Origin of the sequence: Cryobacterium sp. Y50 (assembly GCF_002929805.1) — a bacterium.
Lineage (GTDB): Bacteria > Actinomycetota > Actinomycetes > Actinomycetales > Microbacteriaceae > Cryobacterium.
Genome location: NZ_PJJM01000060.1, coordinates 1 through 25,116 on the forward strand (window position 1 = coordinate 1; position 25,116 = coordinate 25,116).

Annotated in this window: 21 protein-coding genes and 5 pseudogenes; 14 read left to right on the forward strand and 12 right to left on the reverse strand. The window is 60.8% G+C overall.

The features are described from left to right. Positions 1-184: 184 nt before the first annotated feature. Both CXY73_RS02245 and CXY73_RS23400 read left to right on the forward strand, forming a co-directional pair. Entirely contained in the window at positions 185-784 is a 600-nt protein-coding gene (locus tag CXY73_RS02245; RefSeq protein WP_104176684.1) for a recombinase family protein, read from the forward strand. Between the two features lie 149 nt (positions 785-933). Then, positions 934-1,157 (forward strand): annotated as a pseudogene (locus CXY73_RS23400) (transposase); the annotation flags it as partial. A gap of 104 nt (positions 1,158-1,261) precedes the next feature. Here CXY73_RS23400 and CXY73_RS02250 read toward each other — a convergent pair. The 6 genes from CXY73_RS02250 to CXY73_RS02275 all read right to left on the reverse strand — a co-directional run bounded on the left by CXY73_RS02250 (position 1,262) and on the right by CXY73_RS02275 (position 7,375). Then, positions 1,262-1,951 carry an SDR family NAD(P)-dependent oxidoreductase gene (locus CXY73_RS02250; protein ID WP_233198089.1) on the reverse strand — a complete coding sequence of 230 codons (690 nt, stop codon included), beginning with the start codon at positions 1,949-1,951 and terminating at the stop codon, positions 1,262-1,264. After that, positions 1,948-3,084: a mandelate racemase/muconate lactonizing enzyme family protein gene (locus CXY73_RS02255; protein WP_104176701.1), complete on the reverse strand. Its 1,137-nt coding sequence runs from the start codon at positions 3,082-3,084 to the stop codon at positions 1,948-1,950. Before CXY73_RS02255 ends, CXY73_RS02250 begins: the two co-directional genes overlap by 4 nt. 64 nt (positions 3,085-3,148) lie before the next feature. Further along, entirely contained in the window at positions 3,149-4,750 is a 1,602-nt protein-coding gene (locus CXY73_RS02260) for an amidohydrolase family protein (protein ID WP_199185248.1), read from the reverse strand. Continuing rightward, positions 4,747-5,529 carry an amino acid ABC transporter ATP-binding protein gene (locus CXY73_RS02265; RefSeq protein ID WP_369831199.1) on the reverse strand — a complete coding sequence of 261 codons (783 nt, stop codon included), beginning with the start codon at positions 5,527-5,529 and terminating at the stop codon, positions 4,747-4,749. Before CXY73_RS02265 ends, CXY73_RS02260 begins: the two co-directional genes overlap by 4 nt. A 41-nt stretch (positions 5,530-5,570) precedes the next feature. Next, positions 5,571-6,284: an amino acid ABC transporter permease gene (locus tag CXY73_RS02270; RefSeq protein ID WP_104176686.1), complete on the reverse strand. Its 714-nt coding sequence runs from the start codon at positions 6,282-6,284 to the stop codon at positions 5,571-5,573. A 155-nt stretch (positions 6,285-6,439) separates the two neighbouring features. Then, entirely contained in the window at positions 6,440-7,375 is a 936-nt protein-coding gene (locus CXY73_RS02275) for an ABC transporter substrate-binding protein (RefSeq protein WP_104176687.1), read from the reverse strand. A gap of 159 nt (positions 7,376-7,534) precedes the next feature. Here CXY73_RS02275 and CXY73_RS02280 point away from each other — a divergent pair, with 159 nt between their 5' ends. From CXY73_RS02280 to CXY73_RS22530, 8 genes and pseudogenes are all read left to right on the forward strand, one after another. Next, on the forward strand, positions 7,535-8,299 hold the full coding sequence (locus CXY73_RS02280; protein ID WP_104176688.1) for a GntR family transcriptional regulator: 765 nt from the start codon (positions 7,535-7,537) through the stop codon (positions 8,297-8,299). Continuing rightward, positions 8,296-9,477, forward strand: coding sequence for a mandelate racemase/muconate lactonizing enzyme family protein (locus tag CXY73_RS02285; RefSeq protein WP_104176689.1), 1,182 nt, complete (start codon positions 8,296-8,298; stop codon positions 9,475-9,477). Before CXY73_RS02280 ends, CXY73_RS02285 begins: the two co-directional genes overlap by 4 nt. A gap of 192 nt (positions 9,478-9,669) precedes the next feature. Then, positions 9,670-10,512, forward strand: a complete 843-nt coding sequence (locus CXY73_RS02290; RefSeq protein ID WP_104176690.1) for a fumarylacetoacetate hydrolase family protein — start codon at positions 9,670-9,672, stop codon at positions 10,510-10,512. A 14-nt stretch (positions 10,513-10,526) separates the two neighbouring features. After that, positions 10,527-11,264 carry an SDR family NAD(P)-dependent oxidoreductase gene (locus CXY73_RS02295; protein WP_104176691.1) on the forward strand — a complete coding sequence of 246 codons (738 nt, stop codon included), beginning with the start codon at positions 10,527-10,529 and terminating at the stop codon, positions 11,262-11,264. A gap of 67 nt (positions 11,265-11,331) precedes the next feature. After that, a complete protein-coding gene (locus CXY73_RS02300) occupies positions 11,332-14,136 on the forward strand; it encodes an FAD-binding and (Fe-S)-binding domain-containing protein (protein WP_104176703.1) in 2,805 nt (934 codons plus the stop codon). A 122-nt stretch (positions 14,137-14,258) separates the two neighbouring features. Next, positions 14,259-14,384: pseudogene (locus CXY73_RS22525) on the forward strand (recombinase family protein); the annotation flags it as partial. Between the two features lie 106 nt (positions 14,385-14,490). After that, positions 14,491-14,694, forward strand: coding sequence for a hypothetical protein (locus CXY73_RS02310; protein ID WP_158253992.1), 204 nt, complete (start codon positions 14,491-14,493; stop codon positions 14,692-14,694). Positions 14,695-15,064: 370 nt separating this feature from the next. Continuing rightward, positions 15,065-15,284, forward strand: a pseudogene (locus CXY73_RS22530) (transposase); the annotation flags it as partial. A 67-nt stretch (positions 15,285-15,351) separates the two neighbouring features. Here the strand turns inward: CXY73_RS22530 and CXY73_RS02315 are convergent. The 5 genes from CXY73_RS02315 to CXY73_RS02335 all read right to left on the reverse strand — a co-directional run bounded on the left by CXY73_RS02315 (position 15,352) and on the right by CXY73_RS02335 (position 20,539). Next, positions 15,352-15,663 carry a hypothetical protein gene (locus CXY73_RS02315; RefSeq protein ID WP_104176693.1) on the reverse strand — a complete coding sequence of 104 codons (312 nt, stop codon included), beginning with the start codon at positions 15,661-15,663 and terminating at the stop codon, positions 15,352-15,354. After that, complete coding sequence (locus tag CXY73_RS02320; RefSeq protein WP_104176694.1) at positions 15,660-17,015, reverse strand: acyclic terpene utilization AtuA family protein; 1,356 nt, start codon at positions 17,013-17,015, stop codon at positions 15,660-15,662. The genes CXY73_RS02315 and CXY73_RS02320 overlap by 4 nt, the downstream gene beginning before the upstream one ends. Continuing rightward, positions 17,012-18,436: a CitMHS family transporter gene (locus tag CXY73_RS02325; RefSeq protein ID WP_104176704.1), complete on the reverse strand. Its 1,425-nt coding sequence runs from the start codon at positions 18,434-18,436 to the stop codon at positions 17,012-17,014. Before CXY73_RS02325 ends, CXY73_RS02320 begins: the two co-directional genes overlap by 4 nt. Before the next feature lie 277 nt (positions 18,437-18,713). Beyond that, on the reverse strand, positions 18,714-19,046 hold the full coding sequence (locus CXY73_RS21365; RefSeq protein ID WP_146071590.1) for a hypothetical protein: 333 nt from the start codon (positions 19,044-19,046) through the stop codon (positions 18,714-18,716). Next, positions 19,043-20,539: an aldehyde dehydrogenase family protein gene (locus CXY73_RS02335; protein WP_104176696.1), complete on the reverse strand. Its 1,497-nt coding sequence runs from the start codon at positions 20,537-20,539 to the stop codon at positions 19,043-19,045. Before CXY73_RS02335 ends, CXY73_RS21365 begins: the two co-directional genes overlap by 4 nt. A 59-nt stretch (positions 20,540-20,598) precedes the next feature. On the opposite strand from CXY73_RS02335, the gene CXY73_RS02340 reads away from it, so the two are divergent. The 3 genes and pseudogenes from CXY73_RS02340 to CXY73_RS02350 all read left to right on the forward strand — a co-directional run bounded on the left by CXY73_RS02340 (position 20,599) and on the right by CXY73_RS02350 (position 23,781). Continuing rightward, on the forward strand, positions 20,599-21,513 hold the full coding sequence (locus CXY73_RS02340; RefSeq protein WP_104176697.1) for an NAD(P)-dependent oxidoreductase: 915 nt from the start codon (positions 20,599-20,601) through the stop codon (positions 21,511-21,513). Then, positions 21,477-22,247: a GntR family transcriptional regulator gene (locus CXY73_RS02345; protein WP_104176698.1), complete on the forward strand. Its 771-nt coding sequence runs from the start codon at positions 21,477-21,479 to the stop codon at positions 22,245-22,247. Before CXY73_RS02340 ends, CXY73_RS02345 begins: the two co-directional genes overlap by 37 nt. 283 nt (positions 22,248-22,530) lie before the next feature. Further along, positions 22,531-23,781 (forward strand): annotated as a pseudogene (locus CXY73_RS02350) (IS110 family transposase). Here CXY73_RS02350 and CXY73_RS22535 read toward each other — a convergent pair. Then, positions 23,751-24,005, reverse strand: a pseudogene (locus CXY73_RS22535) (hypothetical protein); the annotation flags it as partial. The pseudogenes CXY73_RS02350 and CXY73_RS22535 sit on opposite strands and share 31 nt — an antisense overlap. A 79-nt stretch (positions 24,006-24,084) precedes the next feature. Between CXY73_RS22535 and CXY73_RS23405 the strand changes: the two are divergent. Further along, on the forward strand, positions 24,085-25,101 hold the full coding sequence (locus CXY73_RS23405) for an IS30 family transposase (RefSeq protein ID WP_158253995.1): 1,017 nt from the start codon (positions 24,085-24,087) through the stop codon (positions 25,099-25,101). Positions 25,102-25,116 lie beyond the last annotated feature (15 nt).

Here is a 25,116-nt window from a genome sequence, read left to right on the forward strand (position 1 = left end):
AGACCGGCTTCACCCACCCTGTACGCGCCATAACCACAACGTAACACGAGAATGCTTAACTGAACGGTATTGAGGCTAAGCGTCGTTCACGGCAAAGCGCCCAAAGCGGTCGCCAGCGTCTTATATCCCTAGCGATATAAGACGTCTCACCGCCACTTACCGCTGCGATTCACATGTCGGGTACATGCGTGTGTCGAAATCGGATGGATCGCAAAGCACTAACCTCCAACGCGACGCGCTCCTCGAGGTCGGCGTCTCCCCCGACTTGCTCTATGAGGACTATGCCTCAGGAAAGAAGGACGAGCGGCCAGGCCTAGCTGCGTGCATGAAAGCGCTCCGCGACGGCGACACCCTGCTTGTCTGGAAGCTTGACCGCCTCGGACGAAGCCTGCACCGCCTCGTCAACACTGTGCACGACCTCACCGCCCGCGGCGTCGGTTTGAAAGTCCTCACCGGGCAGGGCGCTGCAATCGACACAACCACTGCCGCCGGCAAGCTCGTCTTTGGAATCTTCGCAGCCCTCGCCGAATTCGAACGCGAACTGATATCAGAACGCACCATGGCCGGCCTCGCCTCCGCCCGGGCACGCGGACGCACTGGAGGTCGGCCTTTCACCATGACTCCGGCCAAGGTGCGACTTGCAATGGCATCGATGGGGAAACCCGAGACTAACGTTGGTGAGCTCTGCAAAGAACTCGGGATCTCACGGCAGACCTTATATAGGCACGTCTCTCCCGCTGGGGAAGCACGACCAGATGGGCTACGTGTCCTCTCCCGACGGTGAGTCCACGGAAGAAGCGCCTACAACAGCAACCATTGTTGGATAAACATGCGCGAAATTCAGGCCACCCTAGACAACGGAGACGCCACCAACTCCTGCACAAAACGCGAGAACACAAGACAATCCGCGCAAAACAGCCTCGAGTATTTATGAATGGTGAGGTCCGGGACACGTTCTTCCTGGTCTGCGCCGATCTAAAGGGGCTCCCTGACATCGTAAGCAGCGCCAACCGGCTCACTACGGTGCAGACGAGCATCATCCATTCGATCTGCAACACCTTCCACCTCGAGTAGAGAAAGAATGAGATGCTCTCAAACGCGAAGTGAAGCCGATCTATACCGCGCCGAATCCGAATGTCGCCAAGGCTGTTTTGGATGGCTTCGAGGCAACTGCGAAACACAGCGACATCTTCAACGGCAATCTGAAGGAAAAGATTCGTAACTATCCAGGAGAATTGTGATCATCTCGAACTCATTCGAGCTAGTAGGTTGCCCGGCCGCCGCTGATGTCGTAGACGGCACCGGTAGAGAAGCTGACCTTGTCGGAGGCGAGCCAGGCAACGAGTTCGGCGACTTCCTCGACTCGTCCGACACGACCCATCGGGATCAGGCCGGTGATGTGCTCAAGCACGCTTGGAGACGTTTCCGCGTTCATTGGCGTGTCGATGACGGCGGGGGCGATAGCATTCACCAGTATTCCGGTGCGGGCCAGCTCCTTGCCGAGTGACTTAGTGAGGGCAATTACCGCCGCCTTTGTTGCCGAATACGCCGAGAGGTTGGGGTTGCCATCTTTGCCTGCAATGCTCGCGAGGTTCACGATACGGCCCCAGCCGCGCTCCTGCATCCCGGGAACGACGGCGCGGCACATGTTGAAGGTGCCGGTAACGTTCACTGAGAACGTCCGCGCCCAATCGGCGTCATTGATCTCCCACATCGGGCTGTTCGGGCCGATCACCCCTGCACTATTGATCAGAATGTCCACACGGCCGATCTCCTGAACCGCCCGCTCCACAGCGGCCGAGTTCGAGATATCGACCGTGACATCCGCTCCCTCTGCCACGTCCAAGGTGATGACATCGATGCCGTCTTCAGCCAATCGGATGGCGCTTGAGCGCCCGAGCCCGCTCGCACCGCCGGTGACTACTGCAGTCCTCGTCATCGGCGTGCTCACGGATTCAGAAGGAAGTCAGCGTCGGCATACTTGGACAGGGCATCCGGATCCAACTGGACGCCTAGGCCGGGCGTCGATGGAATCGACAGCATGCCATCCGCATCGAACTTCCACTCATTTTGCACCACGTCATCAACATAGGCGGACCCGGATATGTATTCGACCAGATCAGTCTCCTGCAGCGCGGATGCCAGCTGCAGATCGGCGGCGAATCCCACGGCGGTGTTCCAGCCGTGCGGAATAAGCTTAACGCCATGGTCCTCGGCACACAAGCCAATACGGCGCTGCTCGCTGAGCCCGCCTACCTTGGTCACGTCCGGCTGCACGATATCAAACGCGCGCGCCTCGATCCAGGGGGTGAACGACTGCCGGCGTGTAAACACTTCGCCACCGGAGATCGGCACCGGTGAAGCGGCGCGCAGAGCGATAAAGTCCTCAAGGGCGTCCGGCTTGAGCGGCTCCTCGAACCACGACACATCGTATTGGGCGAGCATTTCTGCCGTGTACCTGGCCCACTTAAAATTATTGCTCCAGCGTCCGTCGCTGCCACCGGCATCCACCATCAGCATGGCGTCTGGGCCGATCGCGTCCCGTGCCGCCTTAACGATCTCCTCGTCCTTGCGGCTGCTGTGCCGGCCGAACGGGCCCCAGCCGATCTTGAACGCCTGAAATCCCCGTTCGGCCACCAGCTGCAGGTTTGCCGCTAACTGGTCCGGCTCGTCCATTAGCAGCGAGGCGTACGGCTTGACCCGGTCCCGCCACCTGCCGCCAAGCAGTCGGCCAACGGGCTGGCCGGTAGCCTGGCCGAGGATGTCCCATAGCGCTACGTCGATCCCGCCGATGGCGTGCGTGATCGCACCACCCCGGCCGAGCCAGAACGTAGCACGGTGTAGCTTCTCGCTGACCCGTTCGGGTTCCAGGGCGCTCTCGCCACTGAACAATGGACGCAAAACGTCCAGTGCCGCGCGGACGAGCGCCTCGCTGGTAAAGACACTGCCGATCCCAACCAGACCCTCATCCGTATGCACGGCGACCAGAGTATGCACGGAATCGTCTCGTTTCAGCTCGTTGCTCCACCCACCGGCCGGCGTCGCTCCCCGCAGGCCCACCGCACGGACGTCTCGTATCTTCATGAACTGTTCTCCTCTTATGTTGTGGCAATATCTGTGGTGGACGAAAATGGGTAGCAGCCCGTTGTCAGCGACGGAGCAGGCGCCCGGAACGGGCATCTGTGCGGCCGTCCCGGTCAACGGCAATGGTTCCGTTCACCGTGACCAGCGCGATCCCCTCCGGATATCTAGCCGGATGCTCGAAGCTCGACTCGGTGCGCAGGCCCTCAAAATCGAAAACGACCAGGTCGGCGAAATAGCCCTCACGCACCAACCCTCGTCCTTTCAGCCCAAAACGCTTCGCTGGCATCCCGGACATCTTCCGGACCGCTTCCTCGAGGGTCAGGTTCCCGGTATCCCGCACATGGTGGGTCAGATAGTGCACATGACCCGAGTACGGCAGCGGGTTGACGGTGATGTCGCTCATCGGCCCGTGGTCGACACTAGAATATGCATCGACGCCGAGGCTGAACAGCGGATGGGAGACCATCTCCTTGAGGTGTTCCTCAGTGAACAGGTCGCCGATCATGATCAGATTGCCCATGTTGTCGCCTGCAGCGGCGAGGACGTCAAAGTAAGAATCCCATACGTCCTGATTGCGAAGACGGGCGATGTCGGTGAAGTAGCGGCCATTCAGCTCCGGAAACTCCGGGCTATTCTGCAGCCGGACCCGATCCCATTGCCCCTTCTGGATAAAGCGCCAGTAGCGGTCGGATTCCTCCCTGACCTTCGCGCGCACGAGCGGGTCACCCAGACGCGTTGCGGCGGTGGGGTAACCCTCTGCCAACAGCCAGTTCGGCAGGATGCCAGTCATGATCCCGACCCCCTGCCGGAAGGGGGTGGTGTCTGCCTGGACGTCGAAACCACGGTCCCGGGCGGCGGTCATCAGTTCGACCGCTCGTTCCCAGCCGCGCTCTGGAGCATTGGTGTCGTGCCGCACGTTCAGATGGGAAATCTGCCCGGCCGCGTCGCCATCCTCCATGATGGCGAGAAACTCACCGACTGAATCCAGAATCTTGGCGTCACGATTGCGGATATGACTGGCGTAGATCCCGCCGTAACGGCCCACGATCCGGGACAGGCGCTGAAGTTCTGCAGTGCTTGCGAAGGCGCCGAGACTGTATTCGAGCCCGGACGACATGCCGAGGGCACCAGCCTCCATCGCCTCGCGGACGAGATTCTCCATCTTGACGAGCTGCTGCTCGGACGGCGGATCGCTTGCGACGCCAGCGGCATCACGGATCGTGCTGTGCCCAACGAAGAAGGCGAGGTTCTGGGCCGTTCCGCCTACCTCGATATCGGCTAAGTAGTCGCCGAAGGAGCGCCAGCTGATCGGACCATCGTAGCCGTAGGCGTACATCCGAATACGGGTCGACTCCAGGGAGAGTTCACTCACCGGAGCGTTGGTGATACCGCAGTTCCCGACGATTTCGGTTGTGACGCCCTGTCGAATGGTGCTCTCGGCATCGCGATTGGAGTGCACCGTCCAGTCGGTGTGGCTGTGCGGGTCGATGAAGCCCGGAGAGACGGTCAGGCCGCTTGCATCGATCTCAGTCTCCGCCTCCGGCACCTGGCCCACCTCGACCACGCGATTGCCGATGATGCCGACATCCATTTTCCGCCTCGGTGCACCGGTGCCGTCAACGACCCAGCCGTTGCGGATCGCCAGCTCGATGCGTGGCCCGCTCACGGCAGAACGATCGGATAGGAGGATTCTTCGACAATAGTTTGCGGGTCCGAGGTCGGCTCTGGTTTGGTTCTCTCGGTGTGGGACAGGATCGCTGATAGGAAGGCCCGCGTCCTCTCATGTTGTGGGTTCGTGAACAACGCCTCCGGGGTGCCCTCCTCGACGATCTTCCCGCAGTCCATGAAGATCACCCGATCGGCTACCTGCCGGACGAATCCCATTTCGTGGGTTACAACCGCCATCGTCATGCCGTCGTCGACGAGCTGTCGCATCACACTGAGGACCTCTCCGACGAGCTCCGGGTCCAAGGAGCTGGTGGGCTCGTCGAAGAGCATCGCGGCTGGTTCCATGGCCAGCGAACGGGCGATGGCGACCCGCTGCTGCTGGCCTCCGGAGAGCTGCCCTGGGTACTGGTCCTGTTTCTCAGCCACGCCGACCCGCTCCAGCAGTTTTTTAGCACGCTGCTGGTATTCAGCCTTGTCGACCTTGGAGACGAAACGGGGCCCTGAGCAGACATTGTCGAGCACAGTCATGTGGGGGAAAAGGTCGAAGTGTTGGAAGACCATGCCCACAGTGCTCCTAGTCGACGCGATCTTCGCCTTCGAGAGCTCCTTGCCCTTGAAGTCTCGATAGGCCAGTTCGCCGTCGATGAGTACATCACCCTTGTCCGGCGGCTCCAGGTAGTTGATGCAGCGCAGCAAGGTCGACTTGCCGCTGCCGGACGGGCCGATGATTGCGACAACCTCACCTTCGTTGATGGTCAGAGAGATATCGGTGAGCACCTCGTTGTCGTCGAACCTCTTATAGATTCCCCGAACCTCGATCACTTTGTTTCCTCCATTACTGCGATGTCCCGCGCCGGCTTCTCGGCGAGCTTGGCTGTATATCCACGCTTGAGCTTCTTCTCGATATAGATCACGAGTCGGATGGCTGGATAACCAATCGCGAAGTACATCGCGAACACAAGCGTGTAGATCGTGAAGTAGTCATACGTGCGGGCGGCAAAGATCTGCCCGCGGAACAGCAATTCCTGAACAGTGATCACGGCGGCGAGCGAGGTGTCCTTGAAGAGTGACACCATATAGTTGCCCAGCGACGGGATAACTATCCGGATGGCCTGCGGCAACACGACCCTGGCCATGATGACGCTCGGGCGCATGCCGAGCGCGGCGGAGGCATCCGTCTGGCCCTTGGGCACCGCCTCGATGCCGCCGCGATACACCTCTGCGAGGTAAGCGCTGACGTGCAAGCTCAGGCCGACATAGGCGGCTAGGAACGGATCAAGTCTGATACCGATAAACGGCAGGGCGAAGTAGATGTAGATCAACTGGATCAGCAAAGGAGTCGAGCGCATCAACTGGACGTATCCGTTGACGACAATGCGCAGCAGCCAGAATCGAGACATTCGAGCCAACGCCACGAAGATGCCGAGAATAAGGCTGGTGAAGCCGCACGCGAGGGTGAGCAAGATTGTGACCAGCAGCCCCAACGAAAGTGTGGACAGCGCGTCGAGTGCAAGTTCAGGGTTGAAAAACATTTCTGTCCGATCGATTAGTAATTTTCCCTATAGAGCGGCAGCGGGTACAGAAAAACTGCGGGCAAAGTCTCCGGAGCCAGCTGCGGCAGCATGGCGTTTGTGATGATGCCACCAGGGGTGGTCGTCTCATCCACGACCGCCGCTGGCGCGACCGGTTACGGCTTGTACTCGGGCTGGAACATGTTGTCCTCAAGACCGTACTTCTCGAGGATTTTGTCAATCACTCCGTGAGCGCGCAGCTCCGACAGCGCACGCGAGTATGCGGCGTTGAGGGTGCAGTCCTCCTGGCGGACTCCGTAGCGGGCGTAGTTCGCAAGAAGATCAGCGGGCGGCATGTCATCCGCCTGCAGAATGATCAAGCGGGATTCGGGGTGCGCCAAGATGTACTCCGCCTGTTTCGGCCCGTCATCCACAATGACATCGTGTCGGCCCGCCGCGATCGCCGCGAACTCGGAGTTGGCGTCCTGATAAGGCGTGAAGTCTGCACCGATTTCTTCCAGGTACGTCATCGACTGCGAACCGTTCACGACTCCAACAGTGATGTCTTCGCGCGTGAGGTCCTTCCACGACGTAATGTTCTTCGGGTTACCCTCCGAAATCATCAGGGAGGATCCATACCACCAGGCCGGAGACGTGAACGCAATGTTCTTTAGCCGGTCCGGGGTCTCGTGGATGTTGCCGGTGATGACGTCGATGCGCTTCGAGTCGAGGGCTGGGATCATTCCTTCCCACTGCAGGGTAACCGTCTCGTACTTCTCGATACCCACATAAGCAAGCACCGCCATGTTGATTTCCCAGTCGAGTCCTGCCGGTTTCCCGTTTTCCATGTACTCGTAAGGCGCTGCTGTGTAGATTCCGAGATTGATTCCGTCGGTGACCGCCCGAGCGTACGAGTCGTCAGTGCAGGCGAAGTTTGGGACAGCGCCTGGTTCCGGCTCCCAACCCATATTTGCGAGGTACTCCGTGTCCGGGGTCGCCACGACCGCCGGTCCAGAAGAAGCCTGGCCGGGAGTACAACCGGCCAGGATCATGGCAGCCGCGCCCGCCCCCGCCAATATCGCTAACGTTTTATTACGTGCATGGAATGGCATCAGTTCTCCTTTGAACGAGCTTGTGTGAGGGCCATTGACGGAGGTGTGAGGTATCGAACGGCCGACTAGAAGCCATGTTGACAGATTATCGATAATCTGTCAACGATAGTCGATCAGGTGATAGTGTCTCACTCAGTTCCGAAACAGAGAGCAGTAGAAATGAAGACTTCTGGAAACGCAGTGCGCGAGCCTACCCTTCCGCCGATCGCATCCCGTCCGGCCTGGACTCCCGGCGTGAGACCTCTTCCCCACGTGTCCCTCGGCCAATTCATCGCGAGCTCCCTACGCGAATCGATCGTTAGCGGCATTCTGCTGCCTGGTCAGCAACTCAAACAGGACGTGATTGGGGCCGACTTCAATGTGAGTCCTGCCCCCGTGCGTGAGGCCTTGCGTCAATTGGAGAGCGAAGGTCTGGTCGAGCACTTTTCCAATCGTGGAGTGTTCGTGTCAGACATCAGAGAGGACGAGGTGCTGAACCTGCTGCTGCCCATCCGCCTCGTTATTGAGAACTACGCTTTGCAGCAGGTCGCCGGCCGGCTGGAAAGCGATCTTGCGCATAGGCTGCACGAGCAGATCGAGATCATGCAGCAGGCCGCTGACGCAGGCGACGTGACCCGCATCAATAGCGCAGATGCACGCTTTCATGAACTGGCTGTCGAGGCATCTGGATCAGCTCAGGCGGTCCAGTTGTGGCACAGCATCTCGCCGCGGGTCCGTCTGCAGTTCTCTCAACTGACGCCGCGGCAGGCGGACCTGCACAATGTTGCAGACGAACATCAGGAGCTATTGTCGCTCCTTCACGAGGGCGACGAGGGGAAGCTGTACTCCGTCCTGAAAGAGCACATCGTGGGTATATCGACACGTCTGATGGGTCGAGAAGACGAAGCGCCACCCATAGAGGGCGATGGGATGCCGAGCACATGAAGATCGAATCGGTGGACCTGTTCTACCTAGCAATGCCGGAGATTCGAGACATCGGAGACGGCAGCCAAGACATGCTCCTCGTTCGTGTGCGCGCCGGTGGATACACCGGATGGGGCGAATGCGAGGCGTCCCCGCTGGCCTCGATCGCGAGCTTCGTCGGCCCAATGTCCCACAGCGCGTGCCATCCCGTTCAATACTCTGTCCTCGGACAGACGCTCGAGTCCCCTGGTGACATTGCGCGGATCACGCGCAATGTGCGAGCTAAGAGCCTCGACCTTCTACAGGCAGACCACACACTCTCGGGCATCGAAATGGCCTTGTGGGACCTCCTCGGCAAGCGTTTCGAGCAACCAGTATACGAACTGTTGGGATACCCCGTCGCAAAACCGAAGACCCCTTATGCCTCGGTTCTATTCGGCGACACGCCCGAGGACACGCTAGTTAAGGCACGCCGGATCCGTGCGCAAGGTTTTACGGCGCTGAAGTTCGGTTGGGGAAGCTTCGGCAGGGACACCCCCGCTGATGATGCCGACCAGTTGCACGCGGCACGAGAGGGTCTCGGTGACGACGGTACCCTCATGCTCGATGCCGGAACCGTATGGGTCGAAGACGTCGAAGCCGCGGCACTGCGGCTGCCAGCACTTGAAGAGGTAAGAGTGCTGTTCCTCGAGGAACCATTCGTCGCCGGTGCGCTGCGCTCCTACCGCGAGCTAGCGGGGCGCTGTGAGAACATCCGAATCGCTGGCGGTGAGGGGTCACACAACGCCTACGTCGCAGAGCAGTTTATAGACCACTCCGGTGCCGGATTCGTGCAGATCGACACCGGCCGGATCGGAGGTATCGGAGACGCCAAACGAGTCGCCGACTATGCACGGCGGAAGAATGTACAGTTCGTTAACCACTCCTTCACTTCACACCTCGCCCTCAGCGCATCGCTTCAACCATTCGCCGGCGTGGCGGGGGACTGGCTGTGCGAATACCCAATGGAGTCGACACGGCTAGCGACGGCTCTCACCCACAATCGGATCGACGTCGATAACAGCGGCCATGTCACCGCCCCCGATGCACCCGGACTTGGCATGGACCTCGATCTCGACGCGATCCGGGAGTACCTGATGGAGGTCGACATCAGGGTGAATGGGGCATCACTGTACAGCACGCCGGAGCTCCTTCATTGATGCCGGATCCACAGAAGGCAAAAGAAATCAGCTCTGCACATTTTTCTGGGCAGCCAGTCGTTTCGCCTGCCAGAGAAATGGATAACAGGCCCCACCGCATACAGCGCGACGAGTTCACGCGCGGGATCGGCTACGTTCGCGGTCTCGATCAGAACGTTTTAGTAAACCTTCAGCATGGATGGGAGCCATTCGATGAAATTCGCAAGACTTGGGCAGCTGGGGGCGGAGGTTCCCGCTTTGCTGTACGACGACCAGTACTACTCACTCACTGGGCTTACCGATGACCTTGATGGCCGCTTCTGGGCCGATGGCCCGGCTCGAGCAGCCGCAGCGTTTGCTGCCGGATCATTGCCGAGGCTGGACGCCACGGGCCTACGTGTCGGCGCGCCAATCAGCCGTCCCTCCTCAGTTTTTTGTATTGGAATGAATTATGCAGCGCACGCGGCTGAGTCAGGATCGGCCCCACCAAACGTGCCGATTCTTTTCCACAAAGCGCCAAACACGGTGGTCGGTCCAAACGATGTCGTTGCGATTCCACGCGGGTCGACTAAAACCGATTGGGAGGTCGAGCTGGGTGTAGTGATCGGCCGGCAAGCCTCCTATCTCGGGTCTCTCGAGGACGCCGCCGCCTGTGTGGCTGGGTACACCGTGGTGAACGACCTTTCCGAGCGGGAGTTCCAGCTGGAGATCTCTGGCGGCCAGTGGTCCAAAGGTAAGAGCTGTGCCGGTTTCTGCCCGACGGGACCGTATCTCGTCACGCCCGACGAGGTCGATGTCGGCACTCTCAGGCTTCGCAGCTGGGTCAATGGTGAGCGTCGGCAGGATTCGTCGACCGCTGACCTGATCTTCGATGTGCCGACGATCATCCACGCTCTCAGCCAGTACCTCGTCCTGGAAGCTGGGGACCTGATCTGCACTGGCACACCGGAGGGCGTCGCGCTCTCTGGTCGCTTCCCATACCTCGGGGTCGGCGATGTTGTGGACCTCGAAATCAGCGGGCTGGGTCGCCAGGCCCAGGTCTTTGTTCAGGCGTGAAAGAAAGGATCATCATGGAACTCGACGGACTAAAAGCCCTCGTCACCGGTGGATCATCTGGTATTGGCGCGGCTGTTGTCAGGCGGTTGATCAAACTCGGTGCGGAGGTCGCCATCCTCGATATTGCCCCGCAGGACGCTGAGCCCGGAATACTCGCTCTTCACTGCGACGTCACCGACGATGTTTCGGTGCGAACTGCGGTCGAGGCAGCCGCCGAACGGCTGGGCGGCGTCGACATCGTCGTCAATAACGCGGGAATCGGCGCCCAAGGCACGATTGAGGATAACGATGACAGCGACTGGCATCGAGTCTTCGACCTCAACGTTCTCGGCGTGGTGCGAGTAAGCCGACATGCCCTCCCGCATCTGCGGCGTTCAATGGGCGCCTCGATAGTGAACATGTGCTCAGTGGTGGCTCATATCGGACTCCCACAGCGAGCACTTTATAGTGCCACCAAGGGCGCCGTGTTTTCGCTCACGCTGAGCATGGCGGCGGATTATCTAATCGAAGGAATCCGAGTCAACTGCGTCAGTCCAGGGACAGCTGACACTCCGTGGGTTGGTCGGCTGATCTCGGTTGCACCAGACCCGGCCGCCGAGCGAGTCGCGCTCGAACTGCGACAGCCTCACGGAAGACTGGTGAGCCCCGAGGAAATCGCCGCAGCTGTCGTATTACTCTCTGGCCCACTCTCAGGATCAACGACCGGCACGAACTTCACTATCGATGGCGGTCTCACCGGGCTTCGCATCTGACGACAGGACGAAAGTCGCCGAAGGCGAAGAAGTGCACAAGCTGGTGAACCAACCGAAAGAGACCGTAATGACGCAGGGACACACATCCATTGCCGAGGCGTTCCGTAAAGAGGTGCTCGATCCCGATCAGGTGAGCACCCGAATGATCGACCTACACGCGAATGCCCATGACGCCTCGCACTTCCTACTTGTGCCTGAAGCGGTGGTCATTGCGAAGGATGCCGCCGAGGTCGGCCGACTGCTCCGCGCCAGCTCACGCATGGGCACGCCATTGACCCTCCGCTCCGGCGGCACGAGCCTCAGCGGCCAGGGTGTAACCGGCAGTGTGCTGGTGGATGTGCGGCGCAATTTCCGGCGCATCGATTTGCTCGATAGTGGTCACCGGGTGCGCGTTCAGCCGGGCGCGACCGTGCGCCAAGTGAATGCCCGCCTCGCACGCTTCGGACGTAAGCTCGGCCCCGATCCCGCGAGCGAGTCAGCGTGCACCATCGGCGGCGTCGTTGCGAACAACTCTTCCGGCATGGCCTGTGGAACCACGAGCAACACTTACCAGACGCTTGAATCGATGACGGTGGTACTGCCCAGCGGTACAGTGGTCGACACGGGTGCGCCGAATGCGGATGCTAGCCTCCGTCACGACGAGCCCGCGCTCTTTGAAGGGCTGCTGCGCTTGCGCGACCGGGTGCGAGGCAACCCTGAGTCGGTGCGCATCTTGACCCACCAGTTCTCGATGAAGAACACGATGGGCTACGGCCTCAACTCTTTCCTCGACCATGACGACCCCGCGCAGCTGCTCGCGCACCTCGTGATCGGCAGCGAAGGAACTCTCGGCTTCGTGGCCGAAGCGGTGTTCCGCACCCTGCCCAATCACGCCCATGCCGCAACAGGGCTGCTTATCTTCGAAAGCCTCCTGGCCGCCAACGAGGCCCTGCCGAGCATTGTTGCTACCAACCCTTCGACCGTCGAGCTGATGGACGCGCAGTCACTACGCGTGGGCAAAGCTCAGGCTGACGCGCATCCGCTCATTCGCGACCTAATCGTCGATTCGCAGGCGGCATTGCTGGTGGAGTACCAGGCTGGCACCGCTAATGAGCTCGCGATCGCACAGCGCTTTGGCGCTGAGGTACTTTCTGTACTGAACCTGCGCACGCCCGCCGTGTTCTCCAGCGATGTCGCGACTCGCTCCTCGCTCTGGAACCTCCGCAAGGGTCTCTACGCTACGGTCGCCGGCGCCCGTCCTTCCAGCACAACGGCGCTGCTCGAGGACGTGGTAGTACCCGTCCCAGCGCTAGCGCGTACCTGCACTCAGCTGATCGGTTTGTTCGAGACCTACGAATATGAGAATAGCGTCATCTTCGGGCACGCGAAGGATGGAAACATCCACTTCATGCTCACTGATCTGTTCGAGGGAGCGGCGCTCTCGAAGTACGCGGCGTTCACCGAGGACATGGTCGACCTCGTGCTTGGCGAGGGCGGATCGCTGAAGGCCGAGCACGGAACCGGCCGCGTGATGGCGCCGTTCGTTCGGCGGCAGTACGGCAACGAGCTGTACGCGGTGATGCGTGAACTCAAGGCCCTGTTCGACCCGTCCGGGATGCTCAACCCCGGCGTCATCATCACCGAGGACTCCGAGGCTCACCTAAAAGATATCAAGAGCACTCCCACTATCGAGGTCGAAGCCGACCGCTGCGTGGAGTGTGGCTACTGCGAACCAGTCTGCCCGAGCCGCGACCTGACCCTCACCCCCCGACAGCGCATCGTGGTGAAGCGGGCCATCTCCACGGCCACCGCCTGCGGCGACACTGAACTCGCCGCCGAGCTCGAACGCGACTATGAGTACGACGGCCTGCAAACCTGCGCGGTCGATGGGATGTGCCAAACCGCTTGTCCCGTGCTAATCAATACCGGCGACCTCGTACGCCGCCTGCGCACGAATGAACAAGCCTCAGTCGAGAAGAAAGTCTGGAAGACAGCCGCCACCCACTGGAGTGCGACGACTAAAGTGGCGAGCACCGTGCTGTCAGTGGCGTCAGTGTTGCCCACGTCCGTCATCACCGCGCCCAACAAGCTGGCGCGTGCTGTCTTAGGCAACGATGTGCTGCCGCTATGGTCGTCCGAGCTCCCGAAGGGAGGCGGCCGGCGCGCGCGGCCGGCACCCGCCGCTGAGCCCGAGGCCGTCTACGTGCCCGCCTGTGTCAACTCCATGTTCGGCCAAGTTGGGGACAACGTGCAGAACAGCTTTGAAGAGCTATGCGAGGGCGCCGGGATAGCCGTGCTCGTTCCCCCCAACATCGACTCGCTCTGCTGCGGAACACCATGGTCATCGAAAGGCCTCTCCGACGGGGCTGCGATCATGCACGACCGCGTACTCGCTAGTCTGCGCATCTCCACCCGCAACGGCGAGCTCCCAATCATCTGCGACGCGTCCTCCTGCACCGAAGGACTCCTCCACATGATCCAGGCCGACACCGCCGAACCCCAGATGCGCGTGATCGACGTAATCGACTTCGTCGCCTCGCGCATCCTGCCCACCCTGCCCACGCACGAACGCATCGAGAGGCTGGCCGTTCACCCGACCTGCTCTTCGACACGGCTCGGAATCAACCCGCAGCTTATGGCAGTGGCGGAGGCTGTGGCGGCGACCGTACTCGTGCCCGAGAGCTGGGGTTGCTGCGCTTTCGCGGGCGACCGCGGGATGCTGCACCCAGAACTCACTGAGTCAGCCACGCGAGTGCAGGCGGCCGAGGTGCGCGCATTCGGCGCTACCGCACACGCCAGCTGCAACCGCACCTGCGAACTTGGCATGACGCGAGCGACCGGCGCTGAGTACCAGCATGTGCTGGTGCTGCTCGCGGCGTCCACACGCCCCTGACGGCGGCTCTGCTGCTGCACCCGGACCTCTCTGTCGGAATGGGCTGACCAAATAGGCGAACCCCGCTCAGTGCTTTCTGTGCGCCTAACAGTGTGTCCGAGTAATGATGGGGCGGTACCGTGCTCGTCACGGAAGCACGAGCGAAGGGCCGCACTGCGGAGGATGCGGCAAAGCTTGTCGGGTGGAGCCGGGCCACTTTGTATCGCCACCAGCAGGCCCTCGCGGCGCGCGAGAGCACCACCGTGTAGGTGACTCGTGGATTCGGCGAAGCGATGGCGTGTTCTTCGGCTTCATGTCGAAGAGTAGATACCACTCGCGGTCCTCGCCCGGGAAACCGGGATCTCTAGCCGGACTTTGCAACGCTGGAACCAGCTCTACCGAGTAGGCGGCGTCGCAGCCCTTGACCCTCATGCGCGCACAGACAAGGGTGTCCGCCGAACCTCGGCCGAGACGGTCGCGTTCGTCGAGCGGCTGGCGCTGGCTCGGCCACGGCCCAGTGTCGCCACACCGCATCGTCTTGCCGTCGCGCGGAACGCCCCAACTGGACCTGCAATCTGACCACACCGAACTCGACATCCTCATCGTCGGCGCCGACGGAAAACTCTGTTGTTGGCTCGCTATGAGGCTCCTGCCTGTTGTGTCCGGTTGAACTCTAAAACCCAACGTGAAGCTTTGTGAAAGCTAACCAATAGCAACCCTATTCAGGCACCTATGCATGAGTCGCCTGACGCCTAGTAGGGGTACACCCCAATTGGGCGTCTCCCTCGGAGGCTACCCCCGAGGGAGCGCTGAGCCGCACGCCTGATCGACTCCATGCATGAGATATTCTCAATAATTGTCTAGCCGAGCCAGAATTTCTCAACTTCGCCCCCTTACTGGTTTTATGAGAGAAGTAGCCCTTCATTGCCAGCAAATTCTTGCGCCTGAAGGCGACAGCGAGACCGAGGCGTTCTGGCCCAGCTTTTTCCGCTCGCTGAAGACCCGCGGCCTCGACGGTATCTCGTCATCTCCGACGCGCACACCGGGCTGAAGAAAGCCATTTGCCCGTGCTCCAAGGTGCCAGCCGGCAACGCTGCCGAGTCCACCAAACACGCAACATTCTCTCGATCGTGCCGCGTGCCAGCCCGGAGATGGTCGCCCCCGCCATTTCACACTGTTCACAACCCCACCGAGCCAGAAATCGACCCTAAAACGCTTAGCTGAACGATAGTGAAACTAAATTTTCAAACTCAGCAGGTGATAGCTCAGTGTCTTGCCATGGCCGTCGAGCGACGGCGATCCGGTGACGCCGCCGCCGAGCACGCCGGGCAGCTCGAACACGAAGCCGGGTAGTTGCGGCATGACCGTGCGCCGAACGTCGCCGATCACCAAGCGCCCGAAGTGCGAAGACACCACGGCAGGCGTCAAACGAAACAACAGATGCCGATACGCCGCGTCGTCCCGGGGGAGTACAGCCAGAATGAGCGTGTCCCCTTTGTCCCCGGTTCGCACGTCGGCCAGCAGGTCGAGTGACACGACCACGGTCATGATCGCCCCTCAAGGAGGTGCACGTTGGTGGTTACCAGGTGCCGAGGAATTAAGCATGACCGAATTGACAACACCTCAGTCACCGAGCGCCGCGCCCCGCCACCGGCCGCGGGACCGTTCGTGTAAAGGCTCTCAACTTCCCAGCCGACAGCATCCGCTGCCTCGAAGCTCCTGGTCTGGGCCGTAACGCGGAGGCGTACCTCGTGGGGGTCACTGCGGAAATCCAGCCCACGAAACGCAGCCCCGGCGCCGATGAATTCAACGAAGATGTTCTCGGCGTCCAAGCCGTGCACCTCGCGCAAGCGCACGCTCACGATTTCTCCAGCGAGCTCGGCACGCTGCAACGCCCGAGGACCCGCGTAGCTGATTTGCCCTTCGCCGAGCCAACCGCCCCGAAAGCCAAGCGTCACTTTGAGCTCATCAGGGCGAATGCCGCCGGTCGCGCCGTCCACGGCCACCCGGTTGAGCCCCACCTGAGTGAACGACACCCCGGTGAAGTCCGCCGCCACGTCGGGCGTGAGGTACGCGGCGGGGTCGCCCACCTCATAAAGCAGCTGTTCCGCGCAGGTGCGCGTAGTGAGAGTGCCGCCCGAGCCGTCAAGCTTACCGAAGACAGCCGAGCCGTCGGCCTGCACGTCCGCGAATGGAAACCCCAGAAATGCCAGGTTAGATACGGGTTTCGTGACGGGATCGGCGTAGTAGCCGCCGGTCAGTTGCCCGGCGCATTCGAGCAGATGCCCCACCGCGGTTCCCGCGCCCAAGGTCGCATAGTCGGTGGGCTGCCACCCAAATTCGAACGCGAGGGGCGCCAGGTAAAGTGAAGGGTCGGCGAGGCGACCGGTAATTACCACGTTGGCGCCGAGGTCAAGGGCCGGAATCACCGCTTCCGCACCGATATACGCATTCGCCGACACGAGTTCCTCAGAGTGCTCCGATAATGGCCGACCGGTTTCCCACACCACTGGGTCGTGGCGAAGTACTTGTTCGAGCACGTCGTCGCCGGTGACGGCAGCCACACGCGCCGAACCAATGGATACCTCGGCGGCGATGCGCGCCACGAGTTCCGCAGCGGCGAGCGGGTTTGCACCGCCGGCATTGGTGACCACGGTCGTGCCGGAGGCCGTTGTGTGGGGAAACACCGCGCGCATCCGTTTCTCGAGCAGCGGATCGTAGCCCGCCGTCGAGTCCAGCAGTCGCCGGGCGTGGCCTGTAGCGACAGTTCGCTCACCCAGGCACTCGAAGATGAGGTAGTTGAGCTTACCGTGCTCGGCCAGGTCCTGCGCGGGGTCGATGCGGTCGCCCGCGAATCCGGCTCCGGCGCCGAGTCGCAACGTAGTGCGGGCGGTACTCATGCTGCCCACAGCGGGATGACGCCCATGGCAATGGCCACGGCGAGCATCCCGAGGCTCACCAGCCACGCCCAGCCGATCATGTGGCGGATATGCCGGCCGATGTCGACCTGGCCGAGGCCCACCAGCAGGTAGAACGCTCCGGTGAGTGGGCTGATGGGGAATCCCATAGTTTGCTCTCCAATGACTGACGCCTGCGCGAGGTGCAGCGCGTCAATGCCGAACTGGTCGCCCACGCCCACGAGCACCGGCAGAAAACCGAAGTAGTAGGCGTCGGGCCCGAACACGAGGCTGAGAGGAACGCCCATGATGCCCACGATCAGCGGCAGGGCGGGCATGACGGCATCGGGAATGAGCAGGGCCGTGCTCTCGGTCATCGCCGCGATCATGCCGCTGCCCTCAAGTACTCCGAGCAAGACTCCGGCGGCGAGTAGTGTGCTCGCCATCAGCATGGCGCCCTTGGCATGCGCGTCGAAACGCGCGGTCTGAATTTTCAGCCCGGGATAGTTGATCACCAGCGCGAGGCTCGCGGCCACCATAAAGACCATGGCGGGAGAGGCGACCGCCGAGATGAGCGCCGCAAGCGTGGCCACGAGCAGAATCGTATTCACCCATATCAGCTTCGGGCGCAGCAGGGTCGCCTGCGCTGTCGCCGCCTGGCGGGTCGCAACGTTACCCGACGTGGGGCCAGTGAACAGGTCGGTGGATACGCCAAAGTTCGAGCGGATGCCGACCCCGTCTCGTTGGTCGCGCTTGCCGAACCATCCGGAGTGGCGGGTTGTAGGGGAGAAGTCGCCAAGGGTGGCTCGTTCCAGCCGGCGCGCTTCTCGCCGGCCGAGTAGGTAGGCCACGCCGAGCGACATGACGATGCCAGCGATCTGCGCCGGGATGAGCGGCACCCAGATGTCGTTGGCGTCCGCGTTGATGGTGGCTGCGGCGCGGGCGGTAGGCCCGCCCCACGGCATGAGGTTCATCACGCCGGCGCCGAGGCCCACGCAGGTGGTGAGCACGAGGCGGCTCATGCCGAGGCGTTCATAGAGGGGAAGCATCGCGGGAATCGCGATCAGAAAGGTTGTGGCACCGCCCCCATCGAGGTGCGCCACGATCGCCAATGCGGTGGTGGCTACGGTCACCGTTGCCGGAGCATTACCGGCGAGTTTCACAATGCGGTTGATCACGGGGTCGAACAACCCAGCGTCCCGCATTACACCGAAGAACAAAATGGCGAAGACGAACATAGCGGTGACGCCCACCACGCCCGAAAGCCCCTCCTGGACGAAGCCGGCGATTTCAAGCGGCGAGTTGCCAGCCACGAGGGCGGCCAAAATGGGCACGACCGCGAGGGCAATGACGGCGGCCACATATTGCTTCAACAGCAGCGCCAAAATGATGGCTATCGTGGCATAGCCTAAGATGGAAAGCAACATTGATCCCCTTTAATTCGCTTCGAGTCTTGCGTCACGAGTAGCTACACAGACCAACATCAGTTGGGCGTGAGCTCATGCTTTTGAAAAAAATGTAATGATCACGCACCCCCGCGACGTTGGTGCGCTTGCCGCAGCTTCATGCCCGCGGTCAAATCGCTCGGATTCGCGTACTTCGCCTCCAGCCGCAGGATGGCCGACGCGAAGCAGTGTCTGAACGTGAGCCTGCTCACCTGCACGACGCGTAGTGTGGAGACCATGGCGGTCGACCGTGAAGTCACCGCGCACGCCAGGTGCATCCTGCTCGGATTCGATGCGCGAATACGCGACATGGAGGAGTTTTTACTGGCAACCGCAGTTTGGTCTCGATCACATTTCTGTCGTCGATCGCCGCGACTTTGCTGTCGCGCCACGGTTTGGTGTTATAGCACGCGAACCGGGGCGTGCAGGTCTCCGTAAAGGATGGCTGTTGGCCAGCACGTTCGCCTGCGAGCTTCCAAACAAAATAATCAATGGGCATCGATGCATCAGCACAGTCGTCGTGGCCGTAGAAATGCTCGCCACCAGGCATGTCTGCACGATGTGGAGCCATTCCTTGCGTTTTGATCATGAGACGACTCTGTCAGGAATGTGCGTCACGATTGCTTTCAACTGCGTGTATCCGTATAGGGCTTCGAACCCCTTCTCACGGCCGTGACCTGAGCGCTTGTATCCCCCGAAAGGTATCTCAGCGCCAGCTCCGATGTATCCGTTGATTTGGACTTGCCCCGCCTGCAGGGCGCGACCGAGGCGTCCAGCAACCGCAATGTTTGAGGTGAAAACAGCGGCGACCAGCCCGTACTCGGTGCCGTTTGCGATACGCACGGCTTCCTCTTCTGTATCGAAAACCATGACGGACTGCACGGGCCCGAAGACTTCCTCGTACGCCACAGACATATCTTCCGTCACGGCGCCCAGCACGGTAGGTAGAGCATAATAACCGTCGTGCAAATCGTCTCGATCAGGCAACTCGGCCGAACCAGTGAGGAGAGTCGCTCCTTGCTGAATTGCGGACCGAATAAACCCGAACACACGGGTGCGCTGATTTTCCGAGATGAGGGGTCCGACATCAGGATCGTCGAGCCCGTATCCAACGCTCAAGCGTTCCACGCTTTCCACTAGGAGGCGTGAGAACTCGGCAACAACGCTGCGGTGGACGATAAACCTAGTCAGGGCGGAACATGACTGTCCTGAATTGCGGATAAGGGCGCCCGTAGCAGCCTTTACGGCCGCAGCAAGATCGCCGTCGGCGAAGATGATTGCGGCGGACTTACCACCCAGCTCTAGGTTGCTCGCCACAATATTGCCAGCCGCCGCCTGCGCAACGAGCACCCCGGTGGACACCGAACCAGTGAACGTGATGTGATCAATTCCCGGATGCGACGCGAGCGCATTCCCCGTGACGACCCCGTCACCAGGGATGACATTGATGAGGCCGGGAGGTGTCACGCTGCTCACAAGGGCCGCGAACATGATCGACGAGAGCGGAGCTAACTCGGAGGGCTTGACCACTACGCTGTTGCCGACAGCCAGTGACGGCGCCACCCCGCGAGCAAGTTGACTGATCGGTGCATTCCACGGCGTGATGTGCGCGACGACGCCATAGGGCTCACGAAGGGTGGTCACCTGCACGTTGCGGTTGATCGGAATGGAGGCACCGAAGAAGTTCTCTGCGCTGCTCCCGTAGTAGCGAAAGTAACGCTCGGCGATCTTTACATCGCTGAACGACTGCGCAAATGGCTTACCTGTATCCATAGTTTCCACCCGAGCAAGAGCGTCACCGTTGGCGGCGATCACGTCGGCGATCTGCTCCATCGTTGCTTTTCTCTGGGCGACACTGAGAACTGACCAACCGTCAAAGGCACGCCGTGCTGAAACGACAGCTGCGTCGACTCCTTCTGGGGTGGTGTCTCGCACCACGGCAAGTTCCATGCCGGTTCCTGGGTCGGTGACTGGGCGCTCTCGTCCACCGCCATCAACCCAAACACCGTCGATGAGTGCTCGAGCGGGAAGGGGAATACCGAACTCTGTCAGGACAACTTCAGCGTTGTATACAACTTGCATGCAGCTCACGATAGGGTAAGCGGAGAGTTTTCGCAATCCGACTCAAGGAAGAGGATCTTATGACTGGTTCGAACTCAAACCCCGATCGCACGCCTATTGGCGTTGTCGGTCTCGGCAACATGGGACTCTCTATAGCCCAGCGATTAAATGCAGAATTTCGTGTCATCGGCACCGACCTATCCCCCGATCGCCAAAATGATGCGCGCGCCCTCGGCCTTGAGGTCTCCGACCTCAGCATTATCACCACTAGCTGCACGACAGTGCTCATGTCTCTCCCCCATCCAAAGGCCTCTCTTTCGGTCGTTGGCGCTATTGCTGCAAACCCTGGAATTGTGGACTGCGTGCTTGAAACGAGTACCGTGACGCCGGCCGACATTCGCGCCAGTAAAGCGGTTCTCGAGGTCCGCGGGATCGAGTTGATCGACGCTGCCATCCTTTCCGGTGTGGCGCAGATGCGAAAGGGCACTGCGGGACTCGTTCTGGCCGGTAACCGCGACCAGATCGAACAGCTCAGTCCTGTCTTCAACGCGTTAACGCCCAACCAGCGCATCCTGGGCCAATCGGGCAGTGCGATGGCCGCCAAGGTCATCAACAACGCGGTTGCACACGTGGCGATGGTCCTGCTCAGTGAAGCGGTGGCAATGACCAAGGCGTCTGGAGTAGAGATCACCGAGATGATTGATCTGCTTGCAAGCCCTGATGGCGGCCTCATGCGGCCGCTGACACACCGCATCGGCGAGCGTGTCCTGCAGGGCGACTACGAGGGTGGAATGTCGCTTGAGGCCGCACGGAAAGACTCCGTTCTCGCTCAACAGCTTGCACAGGACGCAGCCGTCCCCCTCTTTACCATCCCCGCAGCCCACTCCGTCTATGAGATGGCTTTGGCTGCAGGGTACGCACGCGAAGATTACGCAGCCCTCGCTAAACTTTGGGAGGAATGGGGGCACACCTCATTCATTCAAGACAAGAACTAACTCTCATTGGAACAATGCCAGAAAACAGAAACAGCCCGACGGCAGGAACTCCCGACCTGTCCTCCTACAAAGCGCCGCGAAAAGGCCGCGGAAATGCCGTCAATGAGACAACCCACGCGATCCGAGAAGCGATCCTCGACGGTGTCCTGAATCCCCAAGCGTGGCTGAGAGAAGAATCTCTCGCCACTGACTTGGGAGTCTCGCGCACTCCCGTTCGCGAAGCCCTCAACCGACTCGAAGAAGAAGGACTCATCGAGCGTGGCCCGGGGTTTGGGGCGCGCGTCACCGCTCTAACGATTGAGGATATGTCCGTCGTCTATCTGGTGCGCGGCAGCCTCGAATCCCTCGCTGCCCGCGCGGCAGCCGAACGCGGAAACGCGGCGTCGTTGTCGGACTTGCGTCGAATTCACGAACGAATGGTGAACGTTGCGGAACAGGGCGACACTCAGGCCGTATCGCGCGTCAACATCGAATTTCACCGTGAACTTGCATCAATCACTCAAAACACTTACCTCATTCGCTTACTTGGAACAGTGGAAAGTGCGCTACGACGCTTCGGTTCGCGCAGTTACAGCCCCGAGCGTATGCACGAAATTATCGAGGAACACGAACGCATGCTGGTCGCCATAGAAAAAGGCAACGGCGCAGCAGCAGCCGAAGCCGCAGAACAGCACGCTAAACGTGCTCGAGTCGTGACAATCAATAACTTCATTGGGGACGTTCACCGCCCTTAGCTGCCACCACGAGAGCTGATCTTGACGCGGTTCAGAATTCCGTCTTCTCGGTCGGATATTACTTTTTGGAGAGAAGCTTCGAGCCGTCTGATCGCAGCCCCCGTTACCTTGTAGGTAGCCCTTGAAGCTTTGCTTCTGAGGGGTGTTGGCCTGTTAGGTCCGGCATGGTTGCTGCCCCCAGTCGTTAATGATCCGGGGGGTGTTGTCACCGGGCCTGACTGGTATTGGGTGATCGCTAATAGGGGCTCGACTGGAACTAGTTTCTTGGCCGAACGTAACGTGGATGCCGAGACTTGATGCCGTGGACAGGCCAACCGATCCGCATGGCTGACGGGAAACTCATGATTGAGAATTACGACAGCGTTGACGTGTTCATAGGTCTTGACGTTGGAAAAAGCGAACATCACGCGGTCGCTCTCGACCGCTCCGGGAAGCGACTTTACGACAAAGCGCTCCCCAACGACGAGGCCAAATTGCGGGCCGTGATCCAGAAGCTCAAGGTCCGCGGCACCGTGCTCTTGGTCGTTGACCAGCCCGAAACCGTCGGCGCGCTGCCGGTGGCTGTCGCGTATGCCGAAGGTATTCTCGTGGGCTATCTGCCTGGACTCGCGATGCGGCGCATCGCCGACTTGCACGCCGGCGAAGCGAAGACGGATGCCCGTGACGCGGCGATCATCGCCGAAGCTGCGCGCACTCTGCCGCACGCCCTCCGCCCGATTCACCTCGAAGACGAGCAGGTCGCGGAGCTGTCGATGCTGTGCGGATTCGACGATGACATCGTCGGGCAGATGACCGCGACGAGCAACCGGATCCGGGGGCTGCTGATGCAAATCCACCCAGCGTTGGAGAGGGTTCTGGGCCCGCACCTCGACCACCCAGCTGTCCTAGACCTCCTCCAGGAATACCCGACCGCGCTGAAAGCCGCCGGCAAAGCCCGGCTCGGCAATCGCCTGATCAAGCTCGCCCCGCGCATGGGGCGTCGTTTGACCGAGGAAATCTTCCAAGCTTTGGCCGAGCAGACGGTGGTTGTTGGCGGCACGCACGCGACTCGGGCCGTGCTGCCGCGTCTCGCCGAGCAGCTGGGGACGCTTCGTCGCCAACGCGCGGAGATCGCCGTCGAGGTCGCCGAGCTCGTCGCGGCGAATCCTTTGGAACCCATCATCAGGAGCATGCCCGGCGTTGGCGTCAGGACTGCCGCCCGCTTCATCACCGAGATCACTGGCAAAGAGTTCGCGACCGCCGGCCACCTCGCCTCCTCGCCGGCCTGGCACCCGTCACCCGGCGTTCCGACACTTCAATCCGCGGCGAGCATCCCTCGCGGCGCGGCAACAAGATCCTCAAACGCACGCTGTTCCTGTCCGCTTTCGCCGCCCTCAGCGACCCCGTCTCACGCAGGTACTACGACCACAAGATCGCCCAAGGCAAGCGCCACAACCAAGCCCTCATCGCTTTGGCTCGCCGACGCTGCGACGTGCTCTACGCCATGCTCCGCGACGGCACCCTCTACGAGATCAGAACACCACTCTCGACTTGACGAAACACATAGGGGCACCCCCCCGATGGGGAGACATGGCGGTACAACTTCTGCCGGGTGACCCCCAATTCTTTGCAGAGGGCACCCACTATTGCTTCCCGCTGCCCCATCGCGGCCATGGCCAGGCGAACCTTGGCCGGCGTCATCTTGAACGGCCGCCCGCCCATCCTCCCCCGTGCTCGCGCTGCAGCGAGCCCTGCAATGGTGCGCTCTGAAATGAGCTGTTAACGCCAACCGAAAATGGGGCCACTTTCGCCTTGGGTTCTAGTGGTCGTTGCAACACCCAGACTTTTGGGAGTTTGCATGACCATGTTAAACCTGACAAATGAGCCCTCGACCGACGAAAAAAATCTGAGCAAGGACAAGGCGTCTTTTCTGGCTTTGCTGGAGCGACTTGGTGACGTGACTGCTGCCTCGGCTGAGCTTGGCATCAACCGAGGCGCTGGCTACCGTTGGGCGCGTAGTGTCGGTATTCGAGGTTCGAAACCGCACCCCGGGCGCGAGATGTTTCGTGAGCTCCGCGGGGCTGGCAGCCCCCGCCAGGAGGCAGCCGCTTTGGCCGGTGTCGATATTCGGACTGCCGTCGACTGGGACAAAGGGATCCGTAAATCGAATAACCGGCGTATTTACCCAGACGGCCGCGTGATCGAGTACACAGGAAATGTGAACCGCACTCCGACAGCCAAAGCGATAAAGCTAGCCGCTCTTGAGAAGCAGATCAATATCCGCTACCTCTCTTTACTTGAGAGAGAAACGATCCGGGATCTTCATGTTGCCGGCGGCTCCCTGCGAACAATTGCCACATTGATGAGCCGGTCCCCGTCCACGATCAGCCGCGAGCTGGCCCGAAACCGCCAACCCGAACAGGGGGAATATCAGCCCTACTCCGCGCATCGAATGGCCGCCAGCCGTCGTCCCAGGCCTAAAGACCTAAAATTAAGCACCGAGGTGCAGCTGCGCGAATACGTCGCCAAGAAACTGGGTGTGCGCTGGTCTCCCGAGCAGATCAGCCAGGCCCTGATCAGGGAATATCCGACGACTGACACCATGCACGCAAGCCCTGAAACAATCTATCAAGCCCTCTATTCTCCAGCCCGCAGCGGCCTCCGCCGGGACCTCGCCGCGAAGTTACGCACCGGCCGAGCACGACGCAAACCACGAAGAAGCAGCGAGGCACGCCGATCACGATTCGTTGACCCTATGACCATGATCTGCGATCGTCCCCTGGAGGTGGAGGACCGATCCGTGCCCAGCCATTGGGAATCTCAATGTCTTTGTCAAGCGGTTTTGAGCATCGGGATCTCGGCTGGTTCCTGGTAGAGGGTGTGGTCGCGG